The organism is Kribbella sp. NPDC050124 (assembly GCF_044460355.1).
GTDB lineage: Bacteria > Actinomycetota > Actinomycetes > Propionibacteriales > Kribbellaceae > Kribbella.
Genome location: NZ_JBITJU010000002.1, coordinates 54,875 through 77,015, shown reverse-complemented (window position 1 = coordinate 77,015; position 22,141 = coordinate 54,875). Strand labels below are relative to the sequence as shown.

General features: G+C 69.2%; 17 protein-coding genes and 1 pseudogene. 2 read left to right on the top strand and 16 right to left on the bottom strand.

What is annotated here, in order from left to right; genetic code table 11:
* Nucleotides 1-500: 500 nt before the first annotated feature.
* Entirely contained in the window at nt 501-3,641 is a 3,141-nt protein-coding gene (gene ileS, locus ACIBL3_RS07280; RefSeq protein ID WP_396352386.1) for an isoleucine--tRNA ligase, read from the top strand.
* Between the two features lie 110 nt (nt 3,642-3,751).
* Here ileS and ACIBL3_RS07275 read toward each other — a convergent pair whose 3' ends face one another.
* On the bottom strand, nt 3,752-4,135 hold the full coding sequence (locus tag ACIBL3_RS07275; protein WP_396352385.1) for a MarR family winged helix-turn-helix transcriptional regulator: 384 nt from the start codon (nt 4,133-4,135) through the stop codon (nt 3,752-3,754).
* 76 nt (nt 4,136-4,211) lie between these two features.
* On the opposite strand from ACIBL3_RS07275, the gene ACIBL3_RS07270 reads away from it, so the two are divergent.
* Nucleotides 4,212-4,436 (top strand): hypothetical protein, encoded by a 225-nt coding sequence (locus ACIBL3_RS07270; RefSeq protein ID WP_396352384.1) that lies wholly within the window; start codon nt 4,212-4,214, stop codon nt 4,434-4,436.
* Between the two features lie 93 nt (nt 4,437-4,529).
* Here the strand turns inward: ACIBL3_RS07270 and ACIBL3_RS07265 are convergent, their stop codons facing one another.
* The 15 genes and pseudogenes from ACIBL3_RS07265 to ACIBL3_RS07195 all read right to left on the bottom strand — a co-directional run bounded on the left by ACIBL3_RS07265 (nt 4,530) and on the right by ACIBL3_RS07195 (nt 22,140).
* The gene (locus tag ACIBL3_RS07265; protein WP_132144064.1) at nt 4,530-5,288 is read right to left on the bottom strand and encodes a DivIVA domain-containing protein; all 759 of its coding nucleotides are present in this window, start codon (nt 5,286-5,288) and stop codon (nt 4,530-4,532) included.
* Nucleotides 5,289-5,533: 245 nt separating this feature from the next.
* A complete protein-coding gene (locus ACIBL3_RS07260; protein ID WP_396352383.1) occupies nt 5,534-5,839 on the bottom strand; it encodes a YggT family protein in 306 nt (101 codons plus the stop codon).
* A 50-nt stretch (nt 5,840-5,889) separates the two neighbouring features.
* The gene (locus ACIBL3_RS07255) at nt 5,890-6,453 is read right to left on the bottom strand and encodes a cell division protein SepF (protein ID WP_396352382.1); all 564 of its coding nucleotides are present in this window, start codon (nt 6,451-6,453) and stop codon (nt 5,890-5,892) included.
* Nucleotides 6,454-6,522: 69 nt separating this feature from the next.
* Nucleotides 6,523-7,236 carry a YggS family pyridoxal phosphate-dependent enzyme gene (locus tag ACIBL3_RS07250; RefSeq protein WP_396352381.1) on the bottom strand — a complete coding sequence of 238 codons (714 nt, stop codon included), beginning with the start codon at nt 7,234-7,236 and terminating at the stop codon, nt 6,523-6,525.
* Entirely contained in the window at nt 7,236-7,958 is a 723-nt protein-coding gene (locus ACIBL3_RS07245; RefSeq protein ID WP_396352380.1) for a polyphenol oxidase family protein, read from the bottom strand. Before ACIBL3_RS07245 ends, ACIBL3_RS07250 begins: the two co-directional genes overlap by 1 nt.
* 319 nt (nt 7,959-8,277) lie before the next feature.
* Nucleotides 8,278-9,510: pseudogene (gene ftsZ / locus ACIBL3_RS07240) on the bottom strand (cell division protein FtsZ); the annotation flags it as partial.
* A gap of 160 nt (nt 9,511-9,670) precedes the next feature.
* Nucleotides 9,671-10,411, bottom strand: a complete 741-nt coding sequence (locus ACIBL3_RS07235) for a cell division protein FtsQ/DivIB (RefSeq protein WP_396352379.1) — start codon at nt 10,409-10,411, stop codon at nt 9,671-9,673.
* A gap of 183 nt (nt 10,412-10,594) precedes the next feature.
* On the bottom strand, nt 10,595-12,070 hold the full coding sequence (gene murC / locus ACIBL3_RS07230) for a UDP-N-acetylmuramate--L-alanine ligase (RefSeq protein WP_396352378.1): 1,476 nt from the start codon (nt 12,068-12,070) through the stop codon (nt 10,595-10,597).
* Nucleotides 12,067-13,155, bottom strand: a complete 1,089-nt coding sequence (gene murG, locus ACIBL3_RS07225) for an undecaprenyldiphospho-muramoylpentapeptide beta-N-acetylglucosaminyltransferase (protein WP_396352377.1) — start codon at nt 13,153-13,155, stop codon at nt 12,067-12,069. Before murG ends, murC begins: the two co-directional genes overlap by 4 nt.
* A gap of 21 nt (nt 13,156-13,176) precedes the next feature.
* The gene (ftsW, locus tag ACIBL3_RS07220) at nt 13,177-14,433 is read right to left on the bottom strand and encodes a putative lipid II flippase FtsW (RefSeq protein WP_396352376.1); all 1,257 of its coding nucleotides are present in this window, start codon (nt 14,431-14,433) and stop codon (nt 13,177-13,179) included.
* 4 nt (nt 14,434-14,437) lie between these two features.
* Nucleotides 14,438-15,877: a UDP-N-acetylmuramoyl-L-alanine--D-glutamate ligase gene (gene murD, locus ACIBL3_RS07215; protein WP_396352375.1), complete on the bottom strand. Its 1,440-nt coding sequence runs from the start codon at nt 15,875-15,877 to the stop codon at nt 14,438-14,440.
* The gene (gene mraY / locus ACIBL3_RS07210; protein ID WP_396352374.1) at nt 15,874-16,941 is read right to left on the bottom strand and encodes a phospho-N-acetylmuramoyl-pentapeptide-transferase; all 1,068 of its coding nucleotides are present in this window, start codon (nt 16,939-16,941) and stop codon (nt 15,874-15,876) included. Before mraY ends, murD begins: the two co-directional genes overlap by 4 nt.
* Nucleotides 16,938-18,359, bottom strand: coding sequence for a UDP-N-acetylmuramoyl-tripeptide--D-alanyl-D-alanine ligase (gene murF / locus ACIBL3_RS07205; RefSeq protein ID WP_396352373.1), 1,422 nt, complete (start codon nt 18,357-18,359; stop codon nt 16,938-16,940). The genes mraY and murF overlap by 4 nt, the downstream gene beginning before the upstream one ends.
* The gene (locus ACIBL3_RS07200) at nt 18,356-19,882 is read right to left on the bottom strand and encodes a UDP-N-acetylmuramoyl-L-alanyl-D-glutamate--2,6-diaminopimelate ligase (RefSeq protein WP_396352372.1); all 1,527 of its coding nucleotides are present in this window, start codon (nt 19,880-19,882) and stop codon (nt 18,356-18,358) included. The genes murF and ACIBL3_RS07200 overlap by 4 nt, the downstream gene beginning before the upstream one ends.
* A 50-nt stretch (nt 19,883-19,932) precedes the next feature.
* Entirely contained in the window at nt 19,933-22,140 is a 2,208-nt protein-coding gene (locus ACIBL3_RS07195) for a penicillin-binding transpeptidase domain-containing protein (RefSeq protein WP_396352371.1), read from the bottom strand.
* Nucleotide 22,141: the final 1 nt, after the last annotated feature.

Genomic DNA, 22,141 nt, shown 5'->3' with positions numbered 1-22,141 from the left:
TGAAGCGGACTGGTCGCAAGACACTAAGCCACGTGCACATCACGTGCCAGTCCGACGCGCAGACCGTGGACATACGGTAGTCGGTTCTTCAAGCCCGCTCGATGTTCCGCGCGTCACAGCCGCATTTCGGCATCCGGTTACCTAATAGCCGAGCAGATGTTCGACGCCCGGCCCCCGAGCCCCCTCCCCCTCAATCTGGACCGCAGCCAGAATTCTCCCGGCAGAATTCCCGCCTGACCACTGATTAACGATTCGTAGTTGCCTGGTACGACGCCGTACACTGACAACCGCGATCCGCAAGGCAGTGATGGGGCCATCACCCCGGAGCCGCCGGAAGAACGGTCCGTAGCGACTTATTAGAACCGGCAGCGACGCAGAAAGGAAGTGGGTGACTCCCCGCGAGTCGCCAAGGAGGGTGGTACCGCGCGGCCGCCGGCGATCAGGCCGGAGCTTCGTCCCTCGTCCAGCAGGCAGCACGCTCGACGAAGGACGACGAAGAGATGGCAACAACTCCGTGGCGGCAGGTCCCGGCCCAGGTGGACTTCCCCGCGCTCGAGCGCGAGGTGCTCGCGCACTGGGACGAGCACGACACCTTCGCCAAGAGTCTCGAGCAGTCCGCCGGCGGCAAGCCGTGGACCTTCTTCGAGGGTCCGCCCACCGCGAACGGCATGCCCGGCACCCACCACATCGAGGCGCGCGTCTTCAAGGACGTCTTCCCGCGCTACCGGACCATGAAGGGCTACTCGGTCGAGCGCAAGGCCGGCTGGGACTGCCACGGGCTGCCGGTCGAGGTCGCGGTCGAGAAGGAGCTCGGCTTCAACGGCAAGAACGACATCGAGGCGTACGGCATCGCCGAGTTCAACGCCAAGTGCCGTGAGTCGGTGCTGCGGCACGTCGACGCGTTCAACGAGCTGACCACCCGGATGGGCTACTGGGTCGACCTGGAGCACCCGTACCGGACGATGGACCCGGAGTACGTGCAGTCCGTCTGGTGGTCGCTCAAGCAGATCCACGACAAGGGCCTGCTCGTCGAGGACTACCGCATCACGCCGTACTGTCCCCGCTGTGGCACCGGCCTGTCGGACCACGAGCTCGCCCAGGGCTACGAGACGGTCATCGACCCGTCCGTGTACGTGCGCTTCCCGCTCACCTCGGGTCCGCTCGCCGGACAGGCGTCACTGCTGGTCTGGACGACGACCCCGTGGACACTCGTTTCAAACACCGCGGTCGCAGTCCACCCCGACGTCCAGTACGTCGTCGCCACCGACGGCACCGAGTCGCTCGTCGTCGCGGAGCCGCTGCTCGGCACGCTCGGCGAGGGCTGGACGGTGACCGGTCAGTACGGCGGCCGCGAGATGGAGCGGTGGACGTACCAGCGCCCGTTCGAGCTGGTCGAGTTCCCCGAGCCGGCGCACTACGTCGTACTGGCCGAGTACGTCACCACCGAGGACGGCACCGGTCTGGTGCACCAGTCCCCCGCGTTCGGCGCCGACGACCTCGCGGTCTGCCGGGCGTACGGGCTGCCGGTGGTGAACCCGGTCGAGTCCGACGGCCACTTCGCCGCCGACGTGCCACTGATCGGCGGGCAGTTCTTCAAGAAGGCCGACGAGGCGCTGGTGAAGGACCTGCAGGACCGCGGCGCGCTGTTCCGGCACGTGCCGTACGAGCACCCCTACCCGCACTGCTGGCGCTGCCACACCCCAGTCATGTACTACGCCCTGCCGTCCTGGTACATCCGGACCACGCAGGTCAAGGACGCGCTGCTCCGGGAGAACGAGAACACCAACTGGTACCCGGACTCGGTCAAGTGGGGTCGGTACGGCGACTGGTTGCGCAACAACATCGACTGGGCCGTGTCCCGCTCCCGCTACTGGGGTACGCCGCTGCCGATCTGGCGCTGCGAGGAGGACCACCAGGTGTGCGTCGGATCGCTGGCCGAGCTCGGTGAACTGGCCGGCCGCGACCTGAGCGCCACCGACCCGCACCGGCCGTACGTCGACGACATCACCTTCGACTGCCCGACCTGCGGCGCCGAGTCCCGGCGGGTCGCCGAGGTGATCGACGCCTGGTACGACTCGGGCTCGATGCCGTTCGCCCAGTGGGGTTACCCCCGGGTCGAGGGGTCGCGGGAGAAGTTCGAGGTGGCCTACCCGGCCGACTTCATCTGCGAGGCGATCGACCAGACCCGCGGCTGGTTCTACACGCTGATGGCGGTCGGCACGCTGGTCTTCGACGAGTCGTCGTACCGCAACGTCGTGTGCCTCGGGCACATCATGGCCGAGGACGGCCGGAAGATGTCCAAGCACCTGGGCAACATCCTGGAGCCGATCCCGCTGATGGACGACCACAGCGCGGACGCGGTGCGCTGGTTCATGGCTGCCTCCGGGTCGCCGTGGAAGGCGCGCGGCATCGGCCCGAACGTGCTGAACGAGATCGTCCGGAAGGTGTTGCTCACCTACTGGAACACGGTCGCCTTCCACTCCCTGTACGCACGGCTGGCCGACTGGTCGCCGGCCGACGTACCGCCGGTGGCCGAGCGCTCGGTGCTGGACCGCTGGCTGGTCAGCGAGACGCACCGCCTGGTCCGGGACACCGACGAGGCGTACGACGGCTACGACACCCAGCGGCTCGGCCTGCTCGTCAACTCGTTCGTCGACGTGCTCTCCAACTGGTACGTACGGCGTTCGCGCCGCCGCTTCTGGGCCGGTGACGCCGGGGCGCTCGCCACGCTGCACGAGACCCTCGACGTCCTCACCCGGGTGATGGCGCCACTGACACCGTTCGTGACCGAGCGGGTCTGGCAGGACGTGTTCCGCCCGGTCGCGCCCGGACTGCCGGAGTCGGTGCACCTGGCGGCGTTCCCGACGTACGACGAGACGCTCATCGACGACGTACTCGCGCAGCACGTGTCGATGGCGCGCCGCGTCGTCGAGCTCGGCCGGTCAGCCCGAGCCGAAGCCAAGGTGCGGACGCGGCAGCCGCTGTCCCGAGCCCTGGTCGGGTCGGCCGCGATCGCGGACCTGTCGCCCGAGCTGCTGCAGGAGATCGCCGACGAGCTGAACGTGGGCTCGGTCGAGCCGCTGTCCTCGGCGGGCGCGGACCTGGTCGAGTTCTCTGCCAAGGGCAACTTCCGCGAGCTGGGCAAGCGGTTCGCCAAGCAGACCCCGGTGGTCGCCGCCGCGATCGCCGCCGCCGACGCCGCCGCACTGGCCGCCGCCCTCAAGGAGTCCGGTACGGCGACGGTCGTGGTCGACGGCGCGGATGTCGAGGTCGGCGAGGCCGAGGTGCTGCTGTCGGAGCGGCCGCGGGAGGGCTGGTCGGTGGTGAACGAGCAGGGCGAGACCGTTGCCCTGGACCTCGAAGTCACCCCGGAGCTCCGGCAGGCCGGTCTGGCCCGCGAGGTGGTCCGGACGTTGCAGGAGGCCCGGAAGAACGCCGGCCTCGAGGTGTCGGACCGGATCAAGGTCTGGCTGACCTCGACCGACGCCGACCTGACCGATGCCCTCGGCAAGCACGCCGACGAGATCGCCCGCGAGGTGCTCGCCATCGAGCTCAGCCAGTCGGCCCCCTCGGAGTCCGCCGACGTAGCCACCGGCACCGAAGAGGACCTGCAACTAACCTACTGGCTCACCAAGGCCTGACCCCCACCACCGCATTTGGCTGGCTCGCCAGCCAAATGAAGGGTTTGCCACCCGGATAACGGGTGGCAAACCCCCGATCTCGGTGGTCCGCCAGCCAAATGCGGGTGGGGTCAGCGGGGTGGGCGGGCTGTTCGGGACCGGAGGGCGGGGGCTGCGCCTAGTCGGTTGATCGTGTCGATGAGGAGTTGGCGTGCCTGCTCGACTCTGTCGGCGCCTAAGGATTGGCGTAGTTCTGAGTCCAGGGCGGCGCGGTGGCGGCGGGCGGCGGCGATCACGGCTTCACCGCGGGCAGTCAGCACCACCTGACGGGCGCGGGCGTCGTCGGGATCAGGCTCGCGGCTCAGATAACCGCGCTTCTCCAGGTCCACCACCGACTTCGACGCCGCCTGCTGGGTGACGCCGAGTCGTCCGGCCAGCGCACTGATGGTCAGTGGACCGCACCCGCTGTGGGAGCTCGACGACGAGCTGACCGGCTGGATCGTCACCCGGGCCACACCGGTGAAGGTGCGACACCTTGCCTACAGCCCGTATGTGAGCTGTAGCTACTGGGAGCCGGGCCAAGAAGTGGCGGTGGCGGACTGTGCCGCGGAGTGGGTTGCCGATGTGGCGACTCGGCAACGAGTGTGGGAGCTGTACCGGGCTGCGCCGGCCCCACTGGGCTACGACTTCTGGAGCGTGTTCCCCGATGGTCCGGCCGGGGACGCGCCCTCGTTACTGCGGCTTGCGCCGTACCGGCTTCGGCTGAGCGACATCGAGACGCTGAGCGGCCGGAAGGAGCCTCTGGTCTGGCCCTGACACCGTGTCACCGGGCTGGGACCCTGTGTCAAAAGTGTCCAGACATGACGAAGAGGCGGTGCCGCCGGAAAGCACCGCCCCTTGTCCGAGGTTTTAGACGCCGTGACCGTGAGCCTGGGCGCGGGCCTCCGGGCGGAAGCCGTTGCGCGGGCTCAGCGTGTCGTCTCCGTTGCCCAGAGCCTTGAGCTGCTCGGTGAAGTAGGTCTTCAGCCGGCTGCGGTACTCGCGCTCGTAGGCGTGCAGGTCGTCGATCGTGCGCTCGAGCTGACCCTTCTGCTTCTCCAGCGTGCCGAGCATCTGGGCCCGGCGCTCGGCGATCTCGCCGTCCAGCTTCTCGGCGCGGGCGCGAGCCTCGCCGGTCATCCGGTCGGCCTTGCCGCGCGCCTCGTTCTCCAGCCGCTCGGCCTTGGCACGGGCCTCGCCGATGATCTTGTCGGCGGTGTCCTTCGCCTCCTGCACGAGGTCGTCGGAGTGCTTGGTGGCCATCTCCAGCAGCCGCACCGCGGAGCTGGAGGCGTCACCGACGGTACCTGCCGCCGCAGCAGCCCCCGCGGCGGCTACAGGCGCGACGACGGGTGGCTTCTCCTCCGGCTTCTCGACCACGACCGGGGGCTTGGGCTGCTGCACGACGGGCGGCAGCGCGGCGGTCTGGTCGACCGGCCGGTCCTGCCCCGCACCCGCGCGCTGGGCCGCCGCGAGCTTGGCCCGCAGCTCCTCGTTCTCGGCGAGAAGTCGCTCGAGCTCGGCTTCGACCTCGTCAAGGAAGGAGTCGACCTCAGTGACGTCGTAGCCCTCCCGTAGTCGGACGGGCGTGAACTGCTTCGAGCGGACGTCATCCGGCGTCAGCGGCATCTTTCACCTCGTTTGTCTGTGTCTTGGCGGAGTCCCCGTGGCCTTCACCCCGGCGACTCAGTAGATCACGTTATCGCTTCGTTGTGTTCTAACGGAATCCGGGCGGGCGATAAGCTCCGTTGCCCGGCGGACACCAGCAACGAACCGGCCCCGTGTCCGAGACTGTACCTACCCCGTCCCCGGCGTCCTCACCCTCCGACTCGGCGGGCGACTGACCGGTTCCGAACCACCTCGGGTGCACTGGGTCACAGTGACCGGAGGGCGGTCGAGTTGATCGACATCGCCAGCGAGACGATGACGAACAGCATCAGCATGGACAGGTCGATCCGGATCCCGCCGGCCCCGATCGGGGGCAGGATCCGCCGCAGCGGCCGCAGGAACGGATCGGTGACCGAGTAGATCAACTCGAAGAAGAGCAGCAGCGGCCCCTTCGGGTGCCACTGCGGCGCGAACATGACGATCAGACTGAGTACGAACCGCGCCACCAACGTCAGGAAGAAGGCGAGCAGGACCCAGCTGAGAACCGTGAGGACGAGCGCTAGAGCAACCATGTCGTCAATGAGTGTAGAAGACCGGCGGAAACCGTGGCGGACGCGTGGCGTCAGCTCTGGTTGTAGAACCCGTCCGCGGCGATCTTCTCCTTCTCCTCTGCGGCAACCGTCACGTTCGGTGGGCAGACCAGGAACACCTTGGTGGTGATCCGCTCGATCGAGCCGCGGCAGCAGAAGATCAGCCCGGCGGCGAAGTCGACCAGGCGCTTGGCGTCGGCGTGGTCCATCTCGGTCAGGTTCATGATGACGGGCGTGCCGTCGCGGAAGTGCTCACCGATGACCCGCGCCTCGTTGTAGCTGCGCGGGTGCACGGTGGTGATGCGGGCCAACTCGGTTACCTCCGGGGACGGTGCAACACCTCGATCTGGAAACTTGCTGACCGTCGCGCCCTTGTCCTCACGGCCTGCGTGCGAGTGGGACTCGGCGCGCGAGTCCTGGGACTCACGGCCGGCCCGGCCGGCGGGCACCGGCTCGGTCTCGTGGGACTCCCCGTCGACGGCTTCGTCGTCGTACTCGTCGTAGTCGTCGTACTCGTCGTCGTACCGCGCGTTGTAGCGCTCCCCGTCCTCGACCAAGCCGAGGTAGACACCCATCTTGCGCAGCGCGCCGCTCATGGCCCTCCAGCCCCTCGATCCGGATCGACGACAACGGTGAGCAGGAAGCAAAACTGCTCGATGTCGACACTAACCCGGTGGAGTACGCGTTCCGAGTAAGGCGCGCCCGAGGCGCACGTGTGTCGCTCCCTGCCTGATCGCAGCGTCCAGGTCCTCGGTCATCCCAGCGGAGATCCAGTCGGCCCCGGGATGATCGGAGCGTAGCCGGGACGCTACTTCACGCAGTCCGGCGAACGCCTTGTCGGGGTCCGATCCGAGCGGCGCGACCGCCATCACGCCACCAAGCTCCAGCCCGTCCGCCGCGGCGACTTCGGCAGCCAACTCCGGTACGTCGAACGGCTCGACGCCACCGCGGGCGGCGCCGGTCGCGGCATCGGCCGATCCGTACGACGCCAGGCTCACCTGCAACAGGCAGCGAACGGTCCGCTCCTCGGCCACCGCAGCCTTGGACAGCGCGGTCACCAGCGACGAGCGGTCCACGGAGTGCACGACCGAGGCGTACCGGACCACCGAGCGGGCCTTCTTCGACTGCAGCTGCCCGACGAAGTGCCAGGTGGCGTCCGGGCACTCCGGTGCCTTCGCCTTGAGCTCCTGCTCGCGGTTCTCCCCCACGTCCCGCACCCCGAGGGCTGTCAGCGCCCGTACGTCGCTGACTGGGAAGGTTTTGGTGATCGCGACAAGGGTGACCTCGTCCGGAGACCTCCCGGCCGCCTGACAGGCCTTCTCGATCCGTTCCTTGGCCAGCCGCAGGTTGTCCCGCAGCTCCTCCTCGCGCGTCACCATCACGCGCCCAGCTTGACCAGGCCGGCGAGCCGACCGCTGACCGGGCCTTCGCGCCGGTACGAGTACAGGTTCTCCGACTCGATCGTGCACGCGGTCGCGTCGACCACGTCGACCCCGAGGTCGGCCAACTGCGCCTTGACCCCGGCGGCCACGTCGATCGCGGGCGTCCCCCAACTCGTTTCGGAGTACGACGCCGGCACTCGCTCAGCCACCTCGGCCCGCATCTCCGCAGGCACCTCGTAGCAGTTGCCACACGCATACGGCCCGAGTACGGCGGTGATCCGCGACGCACCGAGGTCCCGCATCGCGTCCACGGCCGCTGGTACGACGCCGACGTACATGCCCTTGCGTCCGGAGTGGGCCGCTCCGACGACACCCTCGCCGGCCAGCAGCACCGGTAGGCAGTCGGCGGCCCGGACGGCCAGCACCACATCGGACCTGGTCGTCACGAGCGCGTCCGCTCTCGGCATCGGCGCCGGCGGCAGGTCGTCGTCGGGGCTGACGATGTGCACATCGCGTCCGTGGACCTGGCTGACCCGGACGACCCCTTCTGGCCGGACACCGAACGCGTCCGCGACCCGCCGGAAGTTCTCCGCGATCCGCTCCGGGTCCTCACCCGATCCGCCGAGGTTCAGTTCGCCGTACGGCGCTTGGCTGGCACCGCCGAACCGGTCGGTGAAGGCGAAGCGGACGTCGTCGAGAACCTCGTCATACCCGAACACATCCAGAGCCTACCGGCCCGGATGCTGCTTACCTGCCGACGTCCGGAATGTCGGGTTACTTCAGGAAGTCCGGGATGTCGAGGTCTTCCTCGGGCTCGGGCTTCCGGGCCGGGCGAGTCGGGCCGGTCTGCGACGTGCCGGAGGAGTTCCCGGTCGGCGAGTTGCTCGGGCCGTTGACCGGCCAGGAGTGCTGGGTGGTCGGCGACGCCGGGGTGTGCGGCGTGGGCTGCGCGGTCGGCGAGACCGGACGGACCGGCTCACCGGCCTGCGGGCGCGCCGAGTGCGTCGTACCGGCGCCCGGACGGCCCTCGGTCGGAGCCGGCACCGGGACGGTGTCGTCGGTCGGCGTCGGCGGGTTCGCCGGCTGGTTGCCCGGCGCCTGACCGTTCGCGGACGGCGGCGAAGCAGGCTGCGGCGAAGCAGCCGGAGTCGCCGGCGCCGGGATCCCGGTGGACGGCGAGGCAGCCGGCGGGGTCGCGGCCGGTGGAGTGGAAGCGGGAGAGCCCGCACTCATCTGAGCCGAGTACCCGGGCTGGGCGTCCGGTGCCGCCGGACGGGACGTCTGCGGGCGGGCCGAGTTCATCGCCTGCTCGCGGCGCTTCGGCATCCCTCCGTCGAAGCCGGCCGCGATCACCGTGACCCGCACCTCGTCGCCGAGGGCGTCGTCGATCACCGCGCCGAAGATGATGTTGGCGTCCGAGTGCGCCGACTCCGACACGAGCTGGGCCGCCTCGTTGATCTCGAACAGGCCCAGGTCGGAGCCGCCGGCGATCGACAGCAGCACCCCGTGCGCACCCTCGATACTTGCCTCGAGCAACGGAGACGAGATGGCCGCCTCGGCGGCCGCGACCGCGCGGTCCTCGCCGCGGGACGAGCCGATGCCCATCAGCGCCGAGCCGGCGTTCGACATGACCGCCTTGACGTCGGCGAAGTCGACGTTGATCAGGCCGGGCGTGGTGATCAGGTCGGTAATGCCGGAGACACCCTGCAGCAGCACCTGGTCGGCCTGCTTGAACGCGTCCAGCACCGAGACCGCGCGGTCGGAGATGGTCAGCAGCCGGTCGTTCGGGATGACGATCAGCGTGTCCACCTCCTCGCGAAGGGTGCTGATGCCGTCCTCGGCCTGGGTGGCGCGGCGCTTGCCCTCGAACGAGAACGGCCGGGTCACCACACCGATGGTCAGCGCGCCGAGCGACCGGGCGATCCGGGCCACCACCGGCGCGCCGCCGGTGCCGGTGCCGCCACCCTCGCCGGCGGTGACGAAGACCATGTCGGCGCCCTTCAGCGCCTCCTCGATCTCCTCGGCGTGGTCCTCGGCGGCCTTCTGCCCGATCGCCGGGTTGGCCCCGGCGCCCAGGCCGCGGGTCTCCTCGCGGCCGATGTCGAGCTTGACGTCCGCGTCGCTCATCAACAGCGCCTGCGCGTCGGTGTTGATGGCGATGAACTCAACGCCCTTCAGACCGTGCTCGATCATCCGGTTGACGGCGTTCACGCCGCCCCCGCCGATGCCGACGACCTTGATGAGTGCCAGGTAGTTCTGCGGTGCCGCCACGTCCGCGCCTCTCGCCTCGTTCGTTTCCCGTTGTCCAGCGAAAAGACTGAACCTCAAGTGGATGCTTAGACTTATGTCAACTTTAGATTACGACGCACGGTACGGGACGCTTCCGGCCAAAGTCCACGCGCCTCGCCGCACTCTCCCGTGATGTGACTTGTCACCGCTTTTCCCCTTTGGTCACAGGGAGATCGGGCGCCGACACGTCGTACACCGTCGCCTTGCGCTTCATCAGCACGCTGAGTACCTGCGCTTTGCGCTCGCTGTCATCGGAACTGCCCCAAACGACCTTCACACCGTCCTCCAGGTTCAGCGTGATCGAGTCCGGCGACGCTGCCGAGATCGATCGCACCTGCGCCCGCAGAGTGGCCGGCAGCGCGGCCGAAACCGTCACCACCGAACGGACCGTCACGTCCCGCCGAGCCCCGGTGATTTTGGCCTCCGGCAGTCCCGCCGGCCGGTCCGGCACCGTCTTGAACGCCGTACCGGTCGCGTCCACCAGCTCGTACCGCGAGCCGCCGGTGACCACGACCACCGGTACCCGTTCGGTAACCACGATCACGACCTTGTTCGGCCACGCCCTGGTCACCTGCGCGTCGGCCACCGCCGGGATGGTCCGGACCCGGGTCGCGATCGCACTCAGGTCGACCTTCGCCAGCGGGGTGCCCAGCGGCGCATCGGCCACGTTCTCGATCGTTGCCACCGGCACCGTGTCGGCCCCGCTGACCCGGACGCCGTCGACCGCGAGCGCGGAGGAGAAGTAGAACAGCCACACGATCAGGCCGCCGAACACTGCGACGGCGCCACCGATCGCCCATGGCAGCCAGCTCCGCCATCGCACCAGGCGCTGCCGGCGCGCGAACCGCTGTTGTGCCCGAGCCAGATCAGCGCTCTGGCTCATTCAGTCGACCCCACTCGTGTCCCGTGCTGCTGTTTGCTTGAACGATGGCGGCGTCCAGGTGCGTGCATCGCAAGGCGGAGAAGCATCCGCGATGCGGGGTTCATCGTGGGTGCTTCTCCAACGCAGCGAGGTGCGCGCCTGGGCGTCGCCAGCGTCAAGGAAACAGCAGCACGGGGCACGTAATTACTCCACCACAGGAGCAAGGGCTTCGGCCGCAGACTCGCGGGCGGTGGCCCGTTCGGCCAGCAGACCGACGACTTCCGGGCCGATCAGCGTCACGTCCCCCGCGCCCAAGGTGACCACCAGGTCGCCCGGCTCGGCCAGGTCCGCAACCAGCTGCGGTACGGCGGACCAGGACGGCTCGAACCGGACCTGGTCCGGCTTCAGCGGCACGTGGTTCGCGATCAGGGCGCCGGTGACACCGGGCTCGGGGTCCTCGCGGGCCGCGAATACGTCCATCACGACGACCTCGTCGGCCAGCGCGAGCGCGTCGGAGAACTGGGTGGCGAAGATCCTGGTCCTGCTGAACAGGTGCGGCTGGAAGCACGCGACCACGCGCCCCTCCCCCGCCACCTGCCGGGCCGCGGTCAGGTCGACGGCCAGCTCGGTCGGGTGGTGGGCGTACGAGTCGAACACCCGCACGCCGTCCTCGAGCCCCTTGAACTCGAACCGCCGGCCGGTCCCGGTGAACGACGCCAGCCCCTCGGCCAGGTCGGCCGCCGAGAACCCGAGCCCGAGCCCGACCGTCAGCGCGGCCGACGCGTTCAGCGCGTTGTGCTTGCCTGCCTGCTGCAACTGGACGATCGGGAGCTTGCGTCCGCGGTACACCGGCACGAACGACTGCGTCGCCCCGGTCGCGGTGATCTCGGTCACCCGCAGGTCGGCGTCGCCGGACTCGCCGTACGTGCGTACGTCGATGCCGCGCGCGCGGGCGAAGTCCGCGAGCCGGCGGGCACCGGCGTCGTCGTAGCAGATCACCATGAATCCGCCCGGGATCACCCGGTCGCAGAACTGCTCGAAGGCGAGCCGGTAGCTGGCCTCGTCGCCGTAGTTGTCCAGGTGGTCCGGCTCGACCGACGTGACGATCGACACCTCGGGCCGGTAGGTCAGGAACGACTTGTCCGACTCGTCCGCCTCGGCCACGAACAGGTCGCCGGTGCCGTCGTGCGCGTTCGACCCGGACTCGTTCAGGTTGCCGCCGATCGCGAACGACGGATCGGCCGCACAGTGCTGCAGCGCGACGGTGAGCATCGACGTCGTGGTCGTCTTGCCGTGCGTGCCGGCGACCGCCAGCGTGCGGCGGCCGACCATGACCGAGGCCAGCGCGGCAGCCCGCGGCAGGATCTGGATCCCGGCGGCTCGGGCGGCGACCACCTCGGGATTGGTCTCGCGGATCGCGGTGGACACCACCACGGTGTCCACGTCCGCGACGTGCTCGGCGGCGTGACCGACCCAGCAGGTAGCGCCGAGCGCGCGCAGCGCGGCCAGCACCTTCCCGTCCTTGGCGTCGGAGCCGGACACCTCGATGCCGCGGGACGCCATGATCCGGGCGATCCCGGACATGCCGGCGCCGCCGATGCCTACGAAGTGGACTCTGCCCAGCTTCTCGGCCGGGAGAATGACGGCATCAGGACCAAAATTTGATACTTCGACGATCACGAAGCAGACCCCACCACATCCAGGATGATCCGCGCCAATCGCTCGTCGGCATCCGTGCGGATGAGGCCCTTCGCTGCGGTGGACATGGCTGTCAGACGCGCCGAGTCGTGCAGAAGTTGCGGCACGTTCGCGCGCACCCAGTCGGCGGTCATCTCCGCGTTGTCGATCAGCACACCTCCACCCACGTCCACCACCGGCTTCGCGTTCAACCGCTGCTCACCGTTACCGATCGGCAGCGGAACGTAGATGGCGGGCAGGCCGACACCGGACACCTCGGTGACGGTGTTCGCGCCCGAGCGGCAGACGACCAGGTCGGCCGCGGCGTACGCGAGGTCCATGCGGTCGACGTAGTTCAGGACGACGTACGGGTACCGGCCGGTCTGGGGGACTTCGAGCGTGTTCTTCGGGCCGATCGCGTGCAGGACCTGGACACCGGCCGCCTGCAGGTCCGCGGCGGCGCCGGAGACCGCTTGGTTGATCTGCTGCGCGCCCTGCGAGCCGCCGGTCACGAACACGGTCGGCGCGTCGGGGTCCAGCCCGAAGAAGGCCCGCGCCTCGGCGCGCAGCGCGGCCCGGTCCAGGGTCGAGATCGCCCGCCGGATCGGCAGGCCGACGTACTCGGCGTGCGGCAGGTCGGTGGCCGGGAACGAGGTCTTCACGTGCTGCGTGCAGTAGCGGGCGGCGAACTTGTTCGCGATGCCCGGGACCGCGTTGCCCTCGTGCACGACGATCGGGGTCTTCCGGCGCCAGGCAGCGACATACGCGGGGGTCGAGACGTACCCGCCGAACCCGACCAGCACGTCGGCCTTGGCCTCGTCCAGGGCCCGGCGGGCGGCGCTCACCGAGGCGAGCATCTTCCCCGGTACGGCGAACAGCGCCGGCGTCGGCTTCCGTGGCAGCGGCACGGGTGGAATCAGCTCGAGCTTGTAACCCGCCTCCGGGACCACCCGGGTCTCCAGGCCACGCTCCGTGCCGAGGGCCAGGATCTCGATGGTCGGGTCGATCCGGCGCAGCGCGTCGGCGGTGGCGATCAGGGGTGAGGTGTGGCCGGCGGTTCCGCCACCGGCCAGGACGATGCTGGGCACAGCTTTCAACGCTCCTGCGTTCTAGTGATCGGACGGACGTCGCGACGGCAGCCACCCGAACCGCGGCCGCCTGGTCTCCTGACACGCGGCCTGGGCGCCGGGTTCGGCCTTCGCGAAGGCCAGCAGCATGCCGATCGCGATCAGCGTCGGCAGCAGTGCGGAACCACCGTACGACAAAAGCGGGAGCGGAATCCCCACGATGGGTAGCAGTCCGATCACGGCGCCCAGGTTGACCAGGGTCTGCGCCATGATCCAGATGGTGATCCCGGCCGCCGCGTAGCGGACGAACGGCTCGGTGTTCCGGGTCGCGATCCGCACCCCGGCGTAGGCCAGGACGAGGAACAGGGCGAGCACGGTGAGCGACCCGACCAGGCCGAGCTCCTCACCGATCACGGAGAAGATGAAGTCGGTGTGCGCCTCCGGCAGGTTGCCCCACTTCTGCCGGCTGTTGCCGATCCCGACGCCCCACCAGCCACCGGTCGACAGCGCGTAGAACGAGTGGTACGCCTGCCAGCCGACGCCGGACGGGTCCGACAGCGGATTGGTGAAGTTCATCAGCCGGTCCATCCGGTGCTGCGCCGTGGTGACGAAGTACGAGGCGATTGCGCCGACGACCACGATGGTCGCGACGAACAGCCGGGTCGGCGCGCCGACGATCCAGATCAGGCCGAGCATCACGGCCATCAGCACCAGCGCCGTACCTAGGTCGTGCTGGCCGACGACCAGGGCGATCACCAGGCCGCAGACCGGCACCATCGGGACCAGCAGGTGCTTCCACTGGGTGAGCAGCTTCTCCTTGCGCGCGTACAGGTCCGCGCACCACATCACCAGCGCCAGCTTCGCGAACTCGCTCGGCTGGATCTGCAGCGGACCGCCGAGGTTCAGCCAGTTGGTGTTGCCGTTGACGCCGACGCCCAGACCCGGGATGTAGGTCAGTACGAGCAGGAACACCGACCCGAGCAGGGCGACGTACGAGAGCATCCGGAAGTGCCGTGGCGTCATCCGGGAGGCGACGTACGCCATCGGCAGGCCGACGCCGACCCAGATCAGCTGGCGAATGAAGATCGTGTAGCTGTTGCCGTTCGCGCGCAGCGACAGCACGCTCGACGCCGACAGCACCATCAGCAGCCCGAGCACCAGCAGCAGGCCGGTCGCGCCGAGCAGGATGTGGTACGACGTCAGCGGCCGGTCCAGCACCTCACGGATCGCCGCCACCCAGGGCCGCTCGGTGGCGCTGCGTTCCCGCTTCTGATCCGGCTGGTCTGCGATCGACGTCAAGCGATCACCCCCGGGTCAGCTGGTGCACGGCCTCGGCGAAAGCGTCTCCGCGGGCTCCGTAGTTGGCGAACATGTCCCAGGAGGCGCAGCCGGGGGCGAGCAGCACGGTGTCGCCCGCCTGGGCAAGCTTCGCCGCCTCCCCCACCACGATCTCCATGGCTTCAGTGTCCGTTGCCTCGATCACGATCCTCGGGACATCCGGTGCGTGTCGGGCAAGAGCTTCCGCGATCACCTCTTTGTCCTGGCCGAGCAGGACGACGCCACGCAACCGGCCGCGCGCCGCGATCACCAACTCGTCGAAGGTCGCGCCCTTCGCCTGGCCGCCGGCGATCCACACCACGTGCTCGTAGGCGAGCAACGACGCCTGGGCCGCATGCGGGTTGGTCGCCTTCGAGTCGTCGACATAGTTGACCCCGGCAACTTCCGCGACGTGTGCGATCCGGTGCTTGTCCGGCCGGAACCCGCGCAGCCCGTCCCGGACCGCGGCCGCCGGCACGCCGAACGCCCGGGCCAGCGCCGCCGCGGCCAGCGCGTTCGCCACGTTGTGCGGCGCAGCCGGCGTGATGTCGTTCAGCGTCGCCAGCTCGAGGGCGGACGACGCACGCTGCTCGACGAACGCACGGTCGACAAGTAGATCGTCGACAATCCCCACCATCGACAGTCCCGGCGTGCCGAGGGTGAAGCCGATCGCCCGGCAGCCCTCGATCACCTCGGCGTCCATCACCAACTGCTCGGTGGCCGGGTCGGCGACGTTGTAGACGCAGGCGACCTGACAGTTCTCGAAGATCCGGCCCTTGTCCTTGGCGTACGCCTCCAGCGAGCCGTGCCAGTCGACATGGTCCGGAGCGATGTTCAGTACGGCGGCCGAGTGCGCCGACATCGAGTGCGTGAAGTGCAGTTGGTAGCTCGAGAGCTCCACCGCGATCACGTCGTACGGCTCTGGGTCCATCACGGCTTCCAGCAGCGGCAGGCCCACGTTGCCAGCGGCAACAGCTCGATGACCGGCCGCGGTCAGGATCGCGGTGAGCATCTGGACCGTCGTGGTCTTGCCGTTGGTCCCGGTGATGCACAGCCAGGGCGCCGCGTTGGCCGGGTCCCGGAGTCGCCAGGCGAGCTCGATCTCGCTCCAGATCGGGACCTCGCGCTCGGCGGCCTGGGCCAGCAACGGCGCGTGCGGCGGTACGCCGGGAGACGTCACGACCACGTCGACGTCCTTCGGCAGTTCCGCCGTACTGCCCGCACCGAGGGTGATGGTGGCGCCGAGCGTGTCGAGGATCTGCGCCTTCTCCCGGAGCGCCTCGGTGTCGCGGTCGTCCAGTACGACGACGTGCTCGGCGCCGGCCTGGAGCAACGAGTCGGCGCACGCGTAGCCCGCCGTACCGAAGCCGAGCACGACGAAGCGAGTGGTCGGCCAGCCGTCGTCGATCCGAGTCTCGAGCGTCATCCGGCCACCCATTCCGCGTAGAAGATCCCGAGCCCGATCACCACGCACAGGCCCTGGATGATCCAGAACCGGATCACCACGTTGACCTGCTCCCAGCCGAGCATCTCGAAGTGGTGGTGCAGCGGCGCCATCCGGAACAACCGCCTGCCCTTGGTGAGCTTGAAGTAGCCGACCTGCAGGATCACCGAGGCGGTGATGATGACGAACAGGCCGCCGAGCAGCAGCACCAGCAACTCGGTCCGGGTCATCACCGCGAAGCCGGCCAGCGCGCCGCCCAGCGACAGCGAGCCGGTGTCGCCCATGAAGATCTTGGCCGGCGACGCGTTCCACCAGAGGAAGCCGAACAGCGCGCCGGTCAGCGCGGCCGCGACCACAGCCAGGTCGTGCGGATCTCGTACTTCGTAGCACTTCGCGCCCACGCCTTGGGCGGTCGCGCAGCTCTGGTTGAACTGCCAGATGCAGATCAGCGTGTACGCGCCGAACACCATCATCGACGCGCCGGTGGCCAGGCCGTCCAGGCCGTCGGCCAGGTTCACGCCGTTCGACATGCCGGCGATCAGCAGCAGGATCCAGATCACCACGAGCACCGGCCACAGGTGCAGCCAGTTGATGTCGCGGATGAACGAGATGAACGGCGACGCCGGGCTCTGGCCGCGCTCGTCGGGGAACTGCAGCGCGAGCACCGCGAAGGCGACCGCGATCATCGTCTGGCCGGCCAGTTTCGCCTTGCTGCGCAGGCCCAGGCTGCGCTGCCGGAAGATCTTGATGAAGTCGTCCAGGAAGCCGACCGCGCCCATCCCGGCGAACAGGAACAGCACCAGCAGCGCCGACGCGCTCGGCGGCGTCATGGTGAACAGCTTGGCCGCGAAGTACCCGATGATGGTGGCGATGATGAACACGGTGCCGCCCATCGTCGGCGTCCCGCGCTTGGTGTGGTGCGAGGTCGGGCCGTCGTCGCGGATCTCCTGGCCGTAGCCGCGGCGGGCCAGCAGGGTGATCGCCCACCGGGTTCCGAGCAGGGTCAGCACCATCGACACGGCGCCGGCGAACAGGATCGAGATCACTGCGCGTCCTCCGCATACTTGGACAGCTCATCGCGTCCGGGCAGCAGTGCGTCGGCCAGGCTGCGCAGCTTCGCCGCCTTCGAGGACTTCACCAGGACGACGTCACCGGCCTGCAACTCCGCGCGGAGCATGTCGAGGGCCTCCGGAATGGTGTCGACGTACGCCGACTCGTTGCCCCAGGAGCCTTCGAGCGAGGCCCCGAGATGGATGGGTTTCGCGCCCGGGCCGACCACGAGCAGCCGGTTCACGTCGAGCCGGACCACGAGCCGCCCGATCGCGTCGTGCTCGTCGGCGGAGGTGTCGCCGAGCTCGAGCATCTCGCCGAGCACCGCCCAGGTCCGCGCGCCCCGGGCGCGGCCGATCGCGACCAGCGCCTTCAGCGCGGCCCGCGTCGAGTCGGGGTTGGCGTTGAACGCGTCGTTGATGATCGTCACGCCGTCCGCGCGCTCGACCACTTCCATCCGCGCCGCCGACACCGGCGTCGCCCCGGCCAGTCCCTCTGCGATTTGCTCGGCGGTCAGACCGGCCGCGTACGCCACGGTCGCCGCGCCGAGCGCGTTGGACACGTAGTGCTCGCCGACGAACTGCAACTGCACCGCGCGGCTGAAGTCGCCGATCCGCAGCGTGAAGCTCGCCCGGCCCTCGGCGTCGAGCTTGACGTCGGTCGCCCGGACGTCGGCGCTGTCGGCCTCACCGAAGGTCAGCACCCGCTGCCCGGTGCGGCTCGCCATCGCGGCCACCCGGGCGTCGTCGGCGTTCAGTACGGCGGTCCCGCCCGGAACCAGCGCCTCGATCAGCTCACCCTTGGCCAGCGCGATGTTGTCCTGGCTGCCGAACTCGCCGATGTGCGACGTCCCGACGTTGAGCACCAGGCCGACCTTGGGCGGCGTGATCCCGCACAGGTAGGTGAGGTCGCCGCGGTGCCGCGCACCCATCTCGGCGATCAGGTACTTCGTGGACTCGGTCGACTGCAACGCGGTCAGCGGGTGGCCGATCTCGTTGTTGAACGATCCCTCCGGTGACACGGTCTCGCCGTACGGGCGGATCAGCTGGGCGATCAGGTCCTTGGTGCTGGTCTTGCCGGATGAGCCGGTCAGCCCGATCACGGTCAGCTCCGGCAGCCGGCTGATCACCAGCCGGGCCAGGTCGCCGAGTGCCTTCTGCGCGTCCCCGACGACGATGCAGGGGCTGCCCCCGATCGGCCGCGTGGTGAGTGACGCCGTGACGCCGGCCTCGGTCGCCGTACCGACGTAGTCGTGCCCGTCGACGCGTTCACCGGGCAGGGCGACGAAGAGTCCACCCGGTCCGGCGGCTCGCGAGTCGATCACCACCGCGCCGTCGACCACGGCCGACGGGTCGACGCCCACCAGCTCGCCGCCGACGGCCTCCGCGATCTCGCCGCAACTGACAGGGATCACCGCTCTGCCTCCAGCAATTCACGCACAGTCTCGCGATCGTCGAACGGGTGGATCACACCGCCGACGTCCTGGCCTGTCTCATGGCCCTTGCCCAGTACGACGACGGTGTCTCCCGAACCGGCCAGCTCGATCGCCGCGGCGATGGCCTGGCGGCGGTCGCCGATCTCGTGCAGGTCGGCCCCCGGCAGCACGGCCCGGGCGCCCTCCAGCGCGGCAGCCCGGATCGCCGCCGGGTCCTCGCTGCGCGGGTTGTCGTCGGTGATGATCACCACGTCCGCCATCCGTCCGGCCGCGGCGCCCATCGCGGGACGCTTGCCCGCGTCCCGGTCGCCGCCACAGCCCACGACGGCGTACAAGCGCCCCTTGGTCGCACCCCGCGCAGCCTCGAGCGCGAGCTCAACCGCGTCCGGCGTGTGCGCATAGTCGACGATCACAGCCAGGCCGTCCTGGCGCGTGAACGTCTCCATCCGGCCCGGTACGGCGGCCGTCCGCAGCCCGGCCGCGATCTCCTCGGCCGGTACGCCGACCTGTCGCAGCATCGCGGTCGCCAGCAGCGCGTTGGCCACGTTGAAGTCACCGGGCAGTCCGATCTCGACAGTCAGCGTCTCGCCTGGCCCGCGGATGTCGATCACCGTGGTGCCGTGCTCGGACTGGTGCTTGCCGGCCACAGTCCAGTCGGCCTCACCCGTGGTGGACACAGTCACCAGCGGTACGACGGTCTGCGCGGCCAGTCGGCGCCCGTACTCGTCGTCTATCGTCACCACGGCCACATCACAGCGCTCCGGAGTGAACAACGAGGCTTTCGCCGCGAAGTACTCCTCGAACGTGTTGTGGAAGTCCAGATGATCCTGGGTGAGGTTGGTGAACCCGGCGACCGCGAACCGGGCACCGTCGATCCGGCCCTGCGCGAGCGCGTGGCTGGACACCTCCATCGCGCACCAGCCGACCGCCTGCTCCCGCATCACCGCGAACAGCGCGTGCAGGTCGGTGGCCTCCGGAGTGGTCCGGACGCTCTTCACCACCTCGTCACCGACCCGGGTCTGGATCGTCCCGATCAGCGCGGCCGGACCGAGCCGGCGCAGTACGGCGTCCAGCAGGAAGCTGGTCGTGGTCTTGCCGTTCGTCCCGGTCACGCCGAGCAGGTGCAGCTCCTTGGTCGGCTCGCCGTAGATCCGCGCCGCGACCGCTCCGAGCACGTCCCGCGGCCGGTCGACCACCAGCACCGGCAGCCCGGTCTCCCGGGATCGCTCCTCACCGGTCGGGTCCGTCAGTACGGCGACAGCGCCGGACTGCTGCGCTTTCGCGACGAATGCCGCGCCATGCGTGACGGCACCGGGCAGAGCGGCGTACAGGTCGCCTGGGAGGACTGACCGCGAGTCGAGCGAGACACCGGTCACCTCGACGGTGCTGCTGGTGGGGATCCGCGCTTGAGCGGTCCTGGCGACCTCGACCAGACTGACCGGCACGATGTGCCGCGGCCTGATCGCTGCGACGGCGCCGCCTGCGGCGGTAGGGGTGGACACGGGCCCTGAGGCTACCGCTCCGGCCCGTGTGACTCCTACCTGACCCTGCGTCACCACTCGAGCGGCACGACAGGCTGCTTCGCACCAGTCGGCGGTACGACGTACTTCTGCAGTGCGTAGCTCATCACGTCACGGAACACCGGTCCTCCCTGTCCACCGCCACTACGCCCGTTGGTCGGGTTCTGGAGTACGACGTACGTAACGAAGCGTGGGTTGTCGGCAGGAGCAAATCCGGCGAAAGACGTGGCCCACTTGCGGTAGCAGCCACAGGCGGAGTCGACCTCCTGCGCCGTACCGGTCTTGCCGGCCACCCGGTATCCGTCGATCGCAGCCTGGGTCGCCGTACCCCCCTTGGCGGTGACGGCCTCCATCATCGTGGTGACGTCCTTCGCCGCCTTCTCGCTCACCACCCGGCGGGAGGCGCCGCCCGTGTTCCGGATGACGTTGCCGTTCACGTCGACGTAGTTCTTCACCAGCTTCGGCGGCACGTAGACGCCACCGTTGGCGACCGCGTTGACGGCGGCGGTCATCTGGACGGCGTTGGCGGACATGCCCTGGCCGAACGCGACGTTCGACCGGGTCAGCTCGCTCCACTCGTCCCCCGGCGGCATCAGGCCACGGCTCTCGCCGGGGAAGTTCAGCCCCGTCGGCTCGCCGAACCCGAACTCCTTCAGGTACTTCACGAACTGCGGGATCGACTTCATCTGCTGGGCCGCGATGATGGTGCCGACGTTCGACGACTTCGCGATCACGCCGGCGATGGTCAGGTCGAGGGTGCCGTGCGAGAAGTGGTCCTTGATGGTCCGGCGCTGCACGTTGATGCTGCCCGGCACCTGCAGCTTGGTGTTCAGGTCGATCAGCCCGGCGTCGGCGAGCGCGGCCATGGTGACCACCTTCTGCACACTGCCCGGCTCGTAGACCTGCTCGAGCGCCGGGTTGTACAGCTGGCTCGGCTTGACCGGCTTGTTCGGGTCGAACGTCGGGTAGTTCGCCAGCGCCAGGATCTCGCCGGTCTTCACGTCCTGGGTGACCACGGTGCCGGAGGTGGCCTTGTACTGCTTGACCGCCTGCTCGATCCGCCGCTCCGCGAACCACTGCAGGTCCGCGTCCAGCGTCAGCTGCGCGGTGACGCCGGGCTTCGGCTCCTCGACGGTGTGGTTCGCGTTCGGGATCTTGTTGCCCTTGGTGTCCACCTCGTACATGGCCTTGCCGTCCTGGCCGGACAGCTTGTCGTTCATGCCGTACTCGAGCCCGGACTGGCCCTTGCCGTCGGTGCCGACCACGCCGACCACGGTGGCCGCGATGGTGCCGTTCGGGTGGCTGCGGATCGGGTCGTCCTCGGTGTAGATCCCGGCCAGCAGCGGCGCCTGCTGGTCCTGCGGCTTGCCCTTGTTCTGCTGCGCGATCTCGGTGTTCCTGGCCTTCACCTCGGCCTCGATCGCGTTCCAGGTCTGCGCGCTGACCTTGCGCGCGAGGTATTGGAACCGGCCCCTCCCGGTCATGTCCGTGACGAGTTTCGCGTACGTCGTACCGGTCAGCTTGGGCGCCAGGATCTTGGCGAGCTGGGCCGCGACCGGGCTGGTCTGGGTCGGATCGGCGGTGATCGCGACCGCGTCCTCGGACACGCTGAACGGCACGCCGTTGCGGTCCAGGATCGCGCCGCGGGTGGCGTGCAGCACGAACGGCTTGGTGTTCTCCTTGCTCGCCGCCAGCGCGTACCGGTCCGGGTCCACGCCCTGCAGCAGCACCAGCCGCCCGGCGAACAACGACAGCACGAACGCCATCACCACGAACGTCACCCGAAGCCGAAGCGTAGGCCGCCCCAACTTCAACGTCCGCGGCGGCCGCTGCACCTTCTTCTTGGGCGGCCGTCTGCTCTGCGGCGCCCGCTTCCGCGGCGGACTCTTCTTGGCGGGCCGCTTGGCTGACGCCTTCTTGACCGGAGCCTTCTTCGAGGCAGTCTTCTTTGCAGCTGCCTTCTTGGTGGGCGCCGGGCGTGCGGCAGTCTTCTTCACCGGCCGGCTCGGTGCGGCCTTCTTCACCGGGCGCCGCGCCACGCCCTCCTGCTCGGCCGCACGTTGGGCCGCCTCCTCGCGGGCTTTGCGGAGGAGGCGGTCTCGGGTGGACTCGGGACGCTGTGGGGTGGCCCGGGTGCTGTCCGTAGCGGACGGACGGCGGGGCTGAGCCTTGCGGGGCGGATTGCTCCGCCCCGGTTCACCACGCTTGCGTGGCGGCTCGCTGCCCCGTCGGTCCGTCATC